The 11,940-nt window shown below is 72.7% G+C and carries 11 protein-coding genes and 1 pseudogene; 8 read left to right on the forward strand and 4 right to left on the reverse strand.

Going from position 1 to position 11,940, the window contains the following annotated elements; all coding sequences use genetic code 11:
- The 4 genes and pseudogenes from GA0115240_RS19035 to GA0115240_RS19050 form a co-directional block, all read left to right on the forward strand.
- Positions 1-494: pseudogene (locus tag GA0115240_RS19035) on the forward strand (rRNA cytosine-C5-methyltransferase); the annotation flags it as partial.
- Between the two features lie 110 nt (positions 495-604).
- Entirely contained in the window at positions 605-1,270 is a 666-nt protein-coding gene (rpe, locus tag GA0115240_RS19040; RefSeq protein WP_093737885.1) for a ribulose-phosphate 3-epimerase, read from the forward strand.
- Between the two features lie 229 nt (positions 1,271-1,499).
- The gene (locus GA0115240_RS19045; protein ID WP_176725111.1) at positions 1,500-2,486 is read left to right on the forward strand and encodes a sugar-binding transcriptional regulator; all 987 of its coding nucleotides are present in this window, start codon (positions 1,500-1,502) and stop codon (positions 2,484-2,486) included.
- Between the two features lie 75 nt (positions 2,487-2,561).
- Positions 2,562-2,900, forward strand: a complete 339-nt coding sequence (locus GA0115240_RS19050; protein ID WP_093737887.1) for a barstar family protein — start codon at positions 2,562-2,564, stop codon at positions 2,898-2,900.
- A gap of 87 nt (positions 2,901-2,987) precedes the next feature.
- Here GA0115240_RS19050 and GA0115240_RS19055 read toward each other — a convergent pair whose 3' ends face one another.
- The 3 genes from GA0115240_RS19055 to GA0115240_RS19065 form a co-directional block, all read right to left on the reverse strand.
- Complete coding sequence (locus GA0115240_RS19055; protein ID WP_093737888.1) at positions 2,988-3,986, reverse strand: cytochrome d ubiquinol oxidase subunit II; 999 nt, start codon at positions 3,984-3,986, stop codon at positions 2,988-2,990.
- The gene (locus GA0115240_RS19060) at positions 3,983-5,422 is read right to left on the reverse strand and encodes a cytochrome ubiquinol oxidase subunit I (RefSeq protein ID WP_093737889.1); all 1,440 of its coding nucleotides are present in this window, start codon (positions 5,420-5,422) and stop codon (positions 3,983-3,985) included. Before GA0115240_RS19060 ends, GA0115240_RS19055 begins: the two co-directional genes overlap by 4 nt.
- Positions 5,423-5,519: 97 nt before the next feature.
- Positions 5,520-6,632 carry a Gfo/Idh/MocA family protein gene (locus GA0115240_RS19065; protein ID WP_093737890.1) on the reverse strand — a complete coding sequence of 371 codons (1,113 nt, stop codon included), beginning with the start codon at positions 6,630-6,632 and terminating at the stop codon, positions 5,520-5,522.
- Positions 6,633-6,959: 327 nt separating this feature from the next.
- Here GA0115240_RS19065 and GA0115240_RS19070 point away from each other — a divergent pair, with 327 nt between their 5' ends.
- Entirely contained in the window at positions 6,960-7,877 is a 918-nt protein-coding gene (locus tag GA0115240_RS19070; protein WP_093737891.1) for an SDR family NAD(P)-dependent oxidoreductase, read from the forward strand.
- Here GA0115240_RS19070 and zwf read toward each other — a convergent pair.
- Positions 7,867-9,321, reverse strand: coding sequence for a glucose-6-phosphate dehydrogenase (gene zwf / locus GA0115240_RS19075; RefSeq protein WP_093737892.1), 1,455 nt, complete (start codon positions 9,319-9,321; stop codon positions 7,867-7,869). The genes GA0115240_RS19070 and zwf overlap by 11 nt on opposite strands.
- 222 nt (positions 9,322-9,543) lie before the next feature.
- Between zwf and GA0115240_RS19080 the strand changes: the two genes are divergently transcribed.
- The 3 genes from GA0115240_RS19080 to GA0115240_RS19090 all read left to right on the forward strand — a co-directional run.
- Positions 9,544-10,983: a GuaB1 family IMP dehydrogenase-related protein gene (locus tag GA0115240_RS19080; RefSeq protein ID WP_093737893.1), complete on the forward strand. Its 1,440-nt coding sequence runs from the start codon at positions 9,544-9,546 to the stop codon at positions 10,981-10,983.
- Positions 10,984-10,985: 2 nt separating this feature from the next.
- Positions 10,986-11,441, forward strand: a complete 456-nt coding sequence (locus GA0115240_RS19085; RefSeq protein ID WP_093737894.1) for an Lrp/AsnC family transcriptional regulator — start codon at positions 10,986-10,988, stop codon at positions 11,439-11,441.
- Between the two features lie 116 nt (positions 11,442-11,557).
- Positions 11,558-11,940, forward strand: a 383-nt coding sequence (locus GA0115240_RS19090) for a PRC-barrel domain-containing protein (protein ID WP_141708891.1), incomplete at its 3' end; no start/stop codon positions are given.

The raw sequence follows: 11,940 nt of genomic DNA on the forward strand, positions 1-11,940 counted from the left end.
CCGCGGAGAAGCAGCCGCACCGGGCCCGGCTGGTCAGCCGCGCGCTGGCCGGAAACCCAGGCCCGTACCAGGTCGTGGTGGCCGACGGCACCCGGCCGGTCTGGGTCCCCGGCTCCTTCGACCGGGTGCTGGTCGACGCGCCGTGCACCGGTCTGGGCGCGCTGCGCCGCCGACCGGAGGCCCGCTGGCGGCGCCGCGCTGAGAAGGTGGCCGGTTTCGGCCCGCTCCAGCGCGGCCTGCTGGCCGAGGCGCTGCGGGCGGTCCGGGTCGGCGGCGTCGTCGGCTACGCCACCTGCTCCCCGCATCTGGCCGAAACCCGCGCGGTGGTGGACGACATCCTGCGCGGCCGGCAGGCGCCGCCCGCTGAACTCGTGGACGCCCGCCCGCTGCTGCCGGGCGTCCCGGCCCTCGGCGACGGGCCGGACGTGCAGCTGTGGCCGCATGTGCACGGCACGGACGCGATGTACCTGGCCCTGCTGCGCCGCACCGGCTGACATCCGCTGCCGAGCCGCTGCCGAGCCGCCCCGACGTCCTTCGGGGCCGGGGCGACGGGCCGGCCAGGACCCGGCTGGGCCGGTCGCGGGGAATCTGGTTTGCTGGCCGCATGACCGTGCAGATCAGCCCCAGCATCCTGTCCGCCGACTTCGCCCGGCTCGCCGAGGAGGCGCGGGCGGTCGAAGGGGCCGACTGGCTCCATGTCGACGTGATGGACAACCACTTCGTGCCCAACCTCACGCTGGGCGTCCCCGTCGTGGAGGCGCTGGGCAGGGCGACCGGGATCCCGCTCGACTGCCATCTGATGATCGACGAGCCCGACCGGTGGGCGCCCGCCTATGTGGAGGCCGGGGCCGGTTCGGTCACCTTCCATGTCGAGGCCGCCGCGGCGCCGGTCCGGCTGGCCCGGGAGATCCGCGCCAAGGGCGCGAGGGCGTCGATGGCGTTCAAGCCCGGCACGGCCGTCGAACCGTACGAGGACCTGCTGCCCGAACTCGACATGCTGCTGATCATGACGGTGGAGCCCGGCTTCGGCGGCCAGGCGTTCCTGGACACCATGCTGCCCAAGATCCGCCGCACCCGGGCGCTGATCGAGCGGCACGGGCTGGAGATGTGGCTGCAGGTGGACGGCGGCGTCTCGGCCGAGACCATCGAGCGGTGCGCCGAGGCGGGCGCGGACGTGTTCGTCGCCGGTTCGGCCGTCTACGGCGCCGACGACCCGGCGGCCGCGGTCCGCGCGCTGCGCCATCAGGCCACCGAGGCCCGCGCCCGCTGACCGGACCGTCCCCGGCGAACGTCCCGCGACGGTTGCGGCAACAGCGCGGATACGGCGCGGGTACGCCCCCGGTAAGGCCTCGTCACGGCTCCGGGGCGGCTTCGCGGCGGTCCCGGTAGGGCGCAAGCTACGCGCCCGTAACCCCGGGGATCTGGGAGGATGAGCAGGGAGCGGATCAGATGGGCAACCGGGGAGAGGCGACGTGAGCACAGGCCGCGCACAGCTGCGTATGGGCCCGGGCGAAATGGTCCAGGCGGCGGCGATGGCACGTCGCTTCTACCTGGAGGGCAAGTCGAAGATCCAGATCGCGGAGGAGTTCGGCGTCAGCCGCTTCAAGGTGGCCCGGGTCCTGGAGACCGCCCTCGAACGCGATCTGGTGCGGATCGAGATCCGGGTCCCGGCCGAGCTCGACGCCGAACGCTCCGACGCCCTGCGCGCGCACTACGGACTGCGGCACGCCGTCGTCGTGGAGACCCCGGCCGACCAGGCCGACGCGCCCGACCCGGAGAACCTGGGCGCGGTCGCCGCCGACCTGCTGGGCGAGCTGGTCAGCGACGGCGATGTGCTGGGCCTGGCCTGGGGCCGCTCCATCATCACCATGGCCAACGCCCTGGAGCGCCTCGCGCCCTGCACGGTCGTCCAGCTCACCGGGGTCTACGACGTCGGCACCGCCGAACGCGGCTCGGTGGAGGCGGTACGCACCGCGGCCGCCGTCTCCGGCGGCGACGCGCACCCGCTCTACGCGCCGATGGTGCTGGCCGACCCGGCCACCGCGGCCGCGCTGCGCGCCCAGAGCCAGATCGCCGCGGCCATGGGCTACTTCGACAAGGTGACCGTCGCGGTGGTGTCCATCGGCTCCTGGGAGGCCGGGGTCTCCACCGTGCACGACTCGCTCACCGAGGCCGAGCGGGAGCACTACGCGGGCCTGGGTGTGGCCGCCGAGATGTCCTCGCACCTGTTCGACGCGCAGGGCCGCCGGGTGGGCCGCGACCTGGGCGAGCGCTGCATCACCATCGAGGCCGACCGGTTGCGCCGCATCCCCGAGGTGCTGGCCATCGCCGGCGGCATGCGCAAAGCCGCGGCCATCGACGCGGTGCTGCGCTCGGGCCTGGTCACCAGCCTGGTCACCGACACCGCCGCCGCCGACCACCTGCTGCACTCGGCCGGCCCGGCCCCACGCCCCGCCCTGGACCGCGCCGACCCCGACGGGTCGTGACACCGCTCGCCAACCGGCGGGTGACGCCTGGCGCGCTGCCGCCACCGTACTGATCGGGTGTGGCAGCATCGGCGCATGCTCGTGCTCGACCTGGCCGGCGTCGACGGCCGGCAGGCCTTCATGGACCGCTGCGTCGTCGACCTGCGTCTTCCCGACTGGTTCAGCCGCAACTGGGACGGCCTCGCCGACTGCCTCACCGATCTGTCGTGGTGGCCGCCCGAGCCGGGCGGGCGCCAGCTGCGGCTGCGCAACTGGCAGGGCTTCGCGGCGGAGATGCCGCGTGAATGGCGGATCCTCAAGGACATCCTGCGGGACGCGGAGATCTTCTGGCGGCACACCGACACCGAGCTGCTCGTGGTGGTGGAGGAGGGGTACCCGGGGACGGAGCAGGAAGCCCGGAACGTCCGCCCGTAACAGCCCCCGCCGTCCCCGCCGTCATCCGACGCCGGCCGCCCGGCCGCCCGGCCGCCCGGCCGCCCTCGCGTTCCGCGCCGGGCCCGCTCACGCCTGAGTGGGCAGCTTCCCCCGGTTCTGCAGGAGGTACAGGTAGGCGAGCGAAGGCGCGATGAGCAGTCCGGCCAGGCCGGCCACGGCGATGAGCACCCACAAGGTGGGTCCCGGCGAGGCCGCGTTGCTGATCCGCAGGTGTGTGCCGAGCACGAACGGATACTGGGCCACGCCCCAGCCGCAGACGACCGCGGCCACCGCCAGCGCGGCCAGGGACCGCTCGCCGAACGGTTTCCGGAGCGCCAGCAGGCCCAGGCCGACCACTCCGGCCAGCGCGGAGACGACGACCAGCCCGAGCCCGCGGTGGCTGAGCTGGTGGAACAGCCGCGGCGAGTCCGAGTGGATGACGAAGACGCCGGCCAGGCTCACCACGCCGGCCGCCGCGCCCGCCAGCAGTGTGCGGGTCCGCAGGCCGGCCTCCAGCGCCCGGTCGCCCTGGTGCCGGGCGTCCACCGTGAGGAAGACGGCGGCGAGGTAGGCGCAGGCCACCACCGCCAGCACGCCTCCCAGTACGGATGTCGGGTTGAGCCAACTGGTCACCGCGTCGCCGTGGCCGCCCGACGGCACCCGGCCGGAGGCGACCCCGCCGGCCACGGCGCCCAGGCAGAAGGGGGTCAGCACCGACGAGGTGGCGAAGGCGACCCCGTACAGCCGCTGCTCCGCGGTCCGCATCGCCGCCTTGCGGAAGGCGAATCCCGAGCCGCGCAGCACGATGCCGAGCACGGCCAGGCCGAGCGGGATGTACAGCGTGGTGGTGATCGCCGCGAAGGCGCTGGGAAAGCCGGTCCAGAGCATCACCAGGCAGTAGATCAGCCAGGTGTGGTTGGCCTCCCAGACCGGGCCGACCGAGACGTCGATGAGATGGCGGACCCGCCGGCCGCGCCGGGCGCCGCCGGCGGTCAGATCCCAGAAGCCCGCCCCGAAGTCGGCCCCGGCGAACAGCGCGTACGCCACCACGCCGACGAACAGCAGGGCCGCGACCGCGTCGCTCATGACCGGTCACCGTCCGTGTGGCCGGCGTCGACCAGCGGCTGCTCCGGGCCGTAGGGGACCTGTGCGACGTCGTCGCCCTCGGTGTGCCACTGCCGGGTCAGCGTCCGCAGCACCAGCATGGCGGCGACCGCCACCGCGAAGTAGATGGCCAGCACGACGGCGAACAGCGGCCAGATATTGCCCACCGTGGTCACCGCGTCGCGGGTCAGCAGCACCCGTACCACCGTCCACGGCTGCCGGCCCACCTCGGTGACGACCCAGCCGCATTCCAGACTCACCACGGAGGCGAAGCCGCTGACGGCCGCGCAGCGCAGGAACCAGCGGTTGGTCGGCACCTCGCGCCGCCGCCACCACAGCCAGGCGAACCACAGCACGAACAGCAGCAGCGCGGAGGCGATGCCGACCATCACGTCGAAGGCGAGGTGCACCACGCTCACCGTGGCGTCGTCCGGACGCACCGCGGGCGGGATCTCGTTCAGCCCCTGGATACGGGTGGACGGGTCGAATCCGGCGAGCAGGGACGCGACATCCGGCAGGGTGACCCCGTAGCGCGGCCGGCCGTCGTGCAGCACGCCCAGGATGGTCTCCGGGACGTGCGTGCTGGTCTTCGGCACCATCTCGATCGCGGCGAACTTCCGCGGCGTGTCGTTGAACACCTGGCGGGCGACGATGTCGCCGACGAAGAACTGCACCGGCACCGCGACCGCCGCCACCAGGAAGCCGATCAGGAAGCCGACCCGGTGGTAGTGGTTGCGGCGCCCCTTGAGCAGCCCCACTGCGTAGACCCCGCACACCGTGAAACCGGCCACGATGTAGGCGGCGATGAACATGTGGGTGGCCTCGTACCAGAAGGCGCCGTTGAAGAAGACCTTCCCCGGGTTCACGCCGACCACCCGGCCGTCGCGCAGGGTGAAGCCGCCAGGCTGGTTCATCCAGCTGTTCGCGGCCACCACCGAGGCCGTGCCGCCCAGCCCGGAGATGGCCACCGGCACCCCGGTCCAGAAGTGCACCCAGGGCGGGAGCCGCTTCCAGCCGTAGATGTAGATCGAGACGAAGATCGCTTCCAGGAAGAAGAACAGGCCCTCGATGGCGAACGGGAATCCGAAGGCGGCGCCGTACTTCCCCATCAGGCCCGGCCACAGCAGGCCGAGTTCGAAGCTCAGCACGGTACCGGTGACCGCGCCCACGGCGAACAGGACCGCGGCGACCTTCGACCAGCGCAGGGCGAGCAGCATCGCCTGCCCGTCGCCGTGCTTCAGCCCGCGGTAGTTGGCGATGAGCATCAGCGAGGTCAGCGCCACCCCGAAGGGCACGATGATGATGTGGAAGCCCAGCGTGAACGCCATCTGTTCGCGTGCGGGCAGCAGCTGGGACGGATCGCCGGCCGATGCGACGGCCTGGGCCAGGGCCGCCCGAGCGGGGCGCGTGGACAGCATTCCCGCATCCTTCACCGCGGCGGGCGCCCGCTGTCACCGCCACTGCGCCGACGGCCCGGCTACCACCCGTTCGGGGGGCGGTGGCGCCGCGTCCGGGTCAGCGGGACAGGGGGAGCTCCTGCCGCTCGCCGGTACGCGACGCCCGCTCGACGGCGTCGATCTCCTGATGGCGGGTCAGGGCGTGCGCGAAGCCGGGTGTGCTGTCGGTGCCGTCGCGCAGGTCGGCGGCGAACTGCGTGTACAGCGCGGCGACGCCGCTCGCCTGCCGGCTCAGCGTGCCCGGCAGCTCCGCCGTGTAGTGCTCGGGCACCGCGAGCGCCGCCACACCGCTGTCGTCACCCCGGCCGCCGGCCAGCGTCAGTTCGGCGACCTGCATGTTGCCCCAGGCGGGGGAGGAGAGCACCAGGTCGCCGTCGGCGCCGTTGATCTCCCAGTGGAAGTTGTCGCCGCGCGAGGCCCCGCCGCGGTAGAAGACCGACGCGGCCACGTCGCCGACCAGGGTGCCCGCGACGGCGATCTGGTCCGGCACGGTGAACGGGACGACCCCGCCGTCCTCGACCACCGCGGCCTCGGTCCGGGAGCTCATCAGATGGGCGGTCAGACTGCTGAAGTCGCCGAGCGTGGCGTGCAGCGCGTCCAGCGCGTGCATGGCGGCCGAGGTCAGGGGCGTGGCGCCGTTGTCCCGGTCGAACCAGTAGGCGTTGCCGCGCAGCGCCACCTTGTCGCCCCAGGCCATCGCGGAGCCCACCATCGTGGTGCCGAGCACGCTTCCGATGTAGCCCTGCCCGATCAGGTCCCGGGCGTAGCGGACCTCGGGGGCGCAGCGGCCCTGCAGGCCGATCACGGTCCGTACCCCGGCCCGCTCGGCGCGCTCGGCCAGATCGGCGGCCTCGGCCAGGTTCCTGGCCAGCGGCCACTCGCTGTAGACCATCTTCCCGGCGTCCAGGGCGGCGGTGATCACCTCGTGGTGCAGCGGGACCTTGACGGCGACGACCACCAGATCCACCCCGGGATGGGCGATGAGGTCGCGGTACGCGGCGTAGGCGGCCCCGACGCCGTACTGCTCGGACGCCGCCGCGGCGGTCTCGGCCCGCGAGGTGCTGATGGCCCGCAGTTCGTAGTCGGGCAGCGCCTGCAGAACGGGGACATGGCTGATGGACGCCCACCCGCCCGTTCCGGCTCCGACGATGCCCACGCCGATCTTGTCCATGCTGATCGCCTCTCGTCGAGGGCGGCCCCGGGCGCGGGGCTCCCGTCGCGAAAAATACGCGGCTCCCGGCCCCGGGGCGGACTTTGCGCCCGACCGGCGGCGCGTCACGGCGCCGGCCGCGCCCACCGGCGTCCGGGCGCACCGGGTGCCAGACTGCGGAATGCCGGGCCGTGATTCCCGCGGTGTGTCCCCGCAGGGTGTCCCTGCCGCTACCAGGGCCGGCCGGGTACTGGCTGCCCGGCCGGGACGGCGGCACCGTGGATGGTGGGCGCCGGCGACCGCCGCGCCCGCGGCGGTCGGGGACCGCCAGAAAGGACTGCGGCCACGATGACGGACAGCATTCGCACACCCTTCGGCTTCGCCGCCACCACCGACGACGTGATCGCCGGGGTGGATCTGACGGGCCGGCGCGCGCTGGTCACCGGCGCCGCGTCGGGCATCGGCGTGGAGACCGCGCGGGCACTGGCCCAGGCCGGCGCCGAGGTGACCCTCGCGGTGCGCCGGCCGGCGGCCGGCGAGGAGGTCGCCGCCGGCATCCGGCGCGACACCGGCAACGACCGGGTTCTGGTCCGCCGGCTGGACCTGGCCGACCAGGACTCCGTACGGGGCTTCACCGCCGACTGGCAGGGGCCGCTGCACATCCTGGTGAACAACGCCGGGATCATGGCCCTGCCGGAGCTGGAACGCACCCGCGAAGGCTGGGAGATGCAGTTCGCCACCAACTTCATGGGGCACTTCGCGCTCACCGTGGGCCTGCACGACGCGCTGGCCGCGGCGGACGGGGCCCGGATCGTGTCGGTCAGCTCCAGCGGCAACCTGTTCTCGCCGGTGGTCTTCGAGGACCTGCACTTCGACTTCCGCCCGTACGACCCGCTGCTCGCCTACGGCCAGTCCAAGACCGCCGACGCGCTGCTGGCGGTGGAGGCGACCCGCCGCTGGGCGGCCGAGGGCATCCGGGCCAACGCGCTGAACCCCGGCGCCATCGCGACCGGCCTGCAGAAGCACACCGGTGGTCTGCGGAGCCCGAAGGAACGGCACAAGACCGTCCGCCAGGGCGCCGCCACCTCGGTGCTGCTGGCCGCCTCCCCACTGCTGGAGGGGGTCGGCGGACGCTACTTCGAGGACGGCAGCGAGGCCGCCACGGTCACCACCCGCCCCGCCGACCACACCGGCGTGGCCTGGTACGCGATGGACCCGGCCATCGCCGGACGCCTGTGGGACACCGCGCTGGAGTTCATCGGCTAGCGCCGCCGGCCTCGGGCAGTCGCCAGCCGCGCTCGCCGGCCAGGCGCAGCGCCTCCTTCGGCCCCCAGGAGCCGACGGCGTACGGGAGCGGTTCGGGGCGGTCGCGCTGCACCGGGTCGCAGACCTGCCACAAGCGCTCGATCTCCTCGGCCCCGGTGAACAGCGTCTGGTCGCCGTGCATCGCGTCGAGCAGCAGCTTCTCGTACGCCTCCAGCGGCTGCACGCCGGGAAACGCGGTCTCGAACTTCAGCTCCAGCCGCGCGTCGGCCAGCAGCAGTTCGGGTCCGGGCTTCTTGGCCCGCAGCACCACCGCCATCTCCGGCTCGTCGGTCAGCTCCAGCACCAGCTCGTTCGGCTCGACCGCGTCACTGGTGGCCGAGCCGAACAGCGTCTCGGGGGGATTGCGGAAGCCGATGGTCACCACCCGGCGCGTCTGCCCCATGCTCTTGCCGGTGCGCAGCAGGAAGGGCACGCCCTGCCAGCGCCAGTTGTCGATCCAGGCCCGGGCGGCGACAAAGGTCTCCACCGTCGATCGGGGATCGACGCCCTCCTCGTCGCGGTACCCCTCGTACTGGCCGAAGACGACCTCCTTCGGATCGAAGGGCCGCAGCGACTGGTAGAGCTTGTACTTCTCCGCCCGCAGCTCCTTCGGCGCGATGCGCACCGGCGGCTCCAGGGCGACAAAGCCGAGGATCTGGCACAGGTGGGTGGAGACCATGTCCCGGAAGGTGCCGGTGCCCTCCATGAAGGCGGCGCGGCCCTCGATGCCGATCTTCTCCGGCACGTCGATCTGCACATAGGCGATGTGGTCGCGGTTCCAGGCGGGCTCGAACAGGCCGTTGGCGAACCGCAGCGCCAGGATGTTCTGCGCCGCCTCCTTGCCGAGGAAGTGGTCGATACGGAAGACCCGCTCCTCCGGCACGACCCGGTGCACCGCCTCGTTCAGCGCGCGGGCGCTGGCCTCGTCGCTGCCGAACGGCTTCTCCATGATCAGCGAGGCGTCCGCCGCGATGCCGGTGGCGCCGAGCATCTGGATCATGGGCTTCATGCTGCCGGGCGGCACGGACATGTAGATCAGGGTGCGCACGTCGCCGCCGGCGTCCTGCTGCGCCTGCCGGACGGTGGCGGCCAGCGCCGTGCCGTCCTGCGCCGACGACGTCTGGAAGGTGACGTGCTCGGCGAACCCGGCCCAGACCTTCGGATCGAAGGCATCGGGGGCGAAGGAGCGCACCCCCGCCGCCAGCCGCTCGTGGAACTCCTCGTCGGTGCCGGGGGAGTGCCGACCGGAGCCGATGACGGTGAACCGGTCGGGCAGGCTCCCGGCCCGGTACAGCTTGTACAGCCCGGGGAAGAGCTTGCGGCGGGCCAGGTCGCCGGTCGCGCCGAACAGGACGAGCACCTGCGGATTCGACGGGGCTGCGAGGGTCCGGACGGCAGAAGTCATGGCGTCTTCTCGCTCTCGGGGTCGGCGTCGCCTGCGAACAGTCTGCGCCCGTCCTCCGGCGCCGTCCTGTTGGGACCTCGCGTCGAGGCGGCGGGAGGCGCCGTGGATGACGCGCGGGCGGATCGGGGATGATGAAGGAGGAGCCGCAGCCCGGACCGACACCCGCCCGGTGTTGACTCCCCGCCCGCCGCCCATGGTGTCCTCGCAGGTGAGAGAGTCGGTATGCGTTTCCTCAATGATGTTCAGCCCGGGTACGACCTGACCTACGACGATGTCTTCATGGTGCCGCGGCACAGCACGGTCGGCTCCCGCCACGCCGTCGACCTCCGCTCGCCCGACGGGACGGGCACCACCATCCCGCTGGTGGTCTCCAACATGACCGCCATCGCCGGCCGCCGGATGGCCGAGACGGTGGCCCGCCGCGGCGGCCTGGTGGTCATTCCGCAGGACATCCCGATCGAGGTGATCGCCGAGGTGATCGCCTGGGTCAAGCAGCGCCACCTGGTGCTGGACACCCCGATCACCCTGGCGCCCACCCAGACCGCGGCCGACGCGCTGGCGCTGCTGCCCAAGCGGGCGCACGGCGCGGGCGTGGTGGTCGACGACGGACGGCCGGTCGGCGTGGTGACCGAGTCCGACCTCACCGGCGTGGACCGCTTCACCCAGCTGTCCGAGGTGATGTCCAGGGACCTGCTGCTGCTCGACGCGGACATCGATCCCCGGGACGCCTTCAACCGGCTGGAGGAGGCCCACCGCAAGCTCGCCCCGGCGGTGCACGCCGACGGCCGGCTGGCCGGCATCCTCACCAGGACCGGCGCGCTGCGCGCCACCCTCTACGACCCCGCGGTGGACGCCGGTGGGCGGCTGCGGATCGCCGCCGCCGTCGGCATCAACGGCGATGTGGCCGGCAAGGCGAAGCAGCTGCTGGACGCGGGCGTGGACACCCTCGTGGTGGACACCGCGCACGGCCACCAGGAGACGATGCTCGGCGCGGTCCGCGCGGTGCGCGGCCTGGACCCCCGGGTGCCGCTGGTGGCCGGCAACGTGGTGGCGGCGCAGGGCGTGCGGGACCTGATCGAGGCCGGCGCGGACATCGTGAAGGTCGGCGTCGGACCGGGCGCGATGTGCACCACCCGGATGATGACCGGTGTCGGCCGCCCGCAGTTCTCCGCGGTACTCGAGTGCGCGACCGAGGCACGGCGGCACGGCAAGCACGTCTGGGCGGACGGCGGGGTGCGGCACCCGCGCGATGTCGCGATGGCGCTGGCGGCCGGCGCGTCCAATGTGATGATCGGCTCCTGGTTCGCCGGCACCTACGAGTCACCCGGTGACCTGCAGCAGGCCGCCGACGGCCGGTTCTACAAGGAGTCCTTCGGGATGGCCTCGGCCCGCGCGGTGCGCAACCGCACCAGCGAGGAGTCGGCGTACGACCGGGCCCGGAAGGCGCTGTTCGAGGAGGGCATCTCCACCTCGCGGATGTTCCTGGACCCGGCCCGGCCCGGTGTCGAGGACCTGATCGACGCGATCATCGCCGGGGTGCGCAGCGCCTGCACCTACGCGGGCGCCGCCGACCTGGCGGAGTTCACCGAGCGGGCGGTGGTCGGCGTGCAGAGCGCGGCCGGATACGCCGAGGGCGAGCCGCTGCACGTGAGCTGGCAGTAGCCGTGCCGCTGAACGAGCTCGACGAGCGCATCGTGCACGCGCTGGCCACCGACGCGCGCCGCTCCTACGCGGACATCGGCGCCGAGGTGGGCCTGTCCGCGCCGGCCGTCAAACGCCGGGTGGACCGGCTGCTGGCGGCCGGCGCGATCACCGGCTTCACGGTACGGGTCGATCCGGCCGCGCTCGGCTGGCAGACCGAGGCGCTGGTGGAGCTGTACTGCCGGCACAACACCTCCCCGTCGGACATCCGGCGGGGGCTGGCCCGGTATCCGGAGGTGGCCTCGGCCTCCACGGTCACCGGCGAGGCGGACGCGGTGGTCCAGGTCTTCGCCGCCGACGTCCGGCACTTCGAGCAGGTGCTGGAGCGGATCGCCGGAGAGCCGTTCGTGTCCCGTACCAAGTCGGTGCTGGTGCTGTCGCCGCTGTTGCGGCGGTACGGAGCGGGCAGCCCGGACTGAGCGGCGCCCACCGAGGCTGAATGTCGGGTTTAGGGTTCTCGTAAGGTTTCGTCCGTTTCGGTGGGGTTAGTCGCACTCATAGGGCCAGATGGGCCCCGGCAGCCCGAGGAGGCGACATGATCACGCGTGACCAGATACCCCAGGTCGTGGGCCATCCGGTTCATGACTCCCAGGGGAAGAAGATCGGCGACGCCAAGCACATGTACCTGGACGACCGCACCGGCGAGCCGGAGTGGGTCACCGTCAAGACGGGCTTCTTCGGCAACAACGAGACGTTCGTACCGACGCGCGCCGCGCACCTGACCGATGAGTACCTGGAAGTCCCGTACGACAAGGACCAGGTCAAGGGCGCGCCGAATGTCGACGTCGACTCGGGCGGCCACCTGTCGGTCGAGGAGGAGCGGCACCTCTACCGCTACTACGGCCTGGAGACGCAGGGCACCTCCGCGGACACCGGGCAGGACATGAACGCCGGGCAGGACATGAACGCCGGACAGGG

The sequence above is a fragment of the Streptomyces sp. DvalAA-14 genome (genome assembly GCF_900091855.1).
Taxonomy (GTDB): Bacteria; Actinomycetota; Actinomycetes; order Streptomycetales; family Streptomycetaceae; genus Actinacidiphila.

Coding starts and splice junctions, on each gene's coding strand:
- rpe (WP_093737885.1), top strand. CDS start 605: ATGACCGTGCAGATCAGCCCCAGCATCCTGTCCGCCGACTTCGCCCGG.
- GA0115240_RS19045 (WP_176725111.1), top strand. CDS start 1,500: ATGGGCCCGGGCGAAATGGTCCAGGCGGCGGCGATGGCACGTCGCTTC.
- GA0115240_RS19050 (WP_093737887.1), top strand. CDS start 2,562: ATGCTCGTGCTCGACCTGGCCGGCGTCGACGGCCGGCAGGCCTTCATG.
- GA0115240_RS19055 (WP_093737888.1), bottom strand. CDS start 3,986: ATGAGCGACGCGGTCGCGGCCCTGCTGTTCGTCGGCGTGGTGGCGTAC.
- GA0115240_RS19060 (WP_093737889.1), bottom strand. CDS start 5,422: ATGCTGTCCACGCGCCCCGCTCGGGCGGCCCTGGCCCAGGCCGTCGCA.
- GA0115240_RS19065 (WP_093737890.1), bottom strand. CDS start 6,632: ATGGACAAGATCGGCGTGGGCATCGTCGGAGCCGGAACGGGCGGGTGG.
- GA0115240_RS19070 (WP_093737891.1), top strand. CDS start 6,960: ATGACGGACAGCATTCGCACACCCTTCGGCTTCGCCGCCACCACCGAC.
- zwf (WP_093737892.1), bottom strand. CDS start 9,321: ATGACTTCTGCCGTCCGGACCCTCGCAGCCCCGTCGAATCCGCAGGTG.
- GA0115240_RS19080 (WP_093737893.1), top strand. CDS start 9,544: ATGCGTTTCCTCAATGATGTTCAGCCCGGGTACGACCTGACCTACGAC.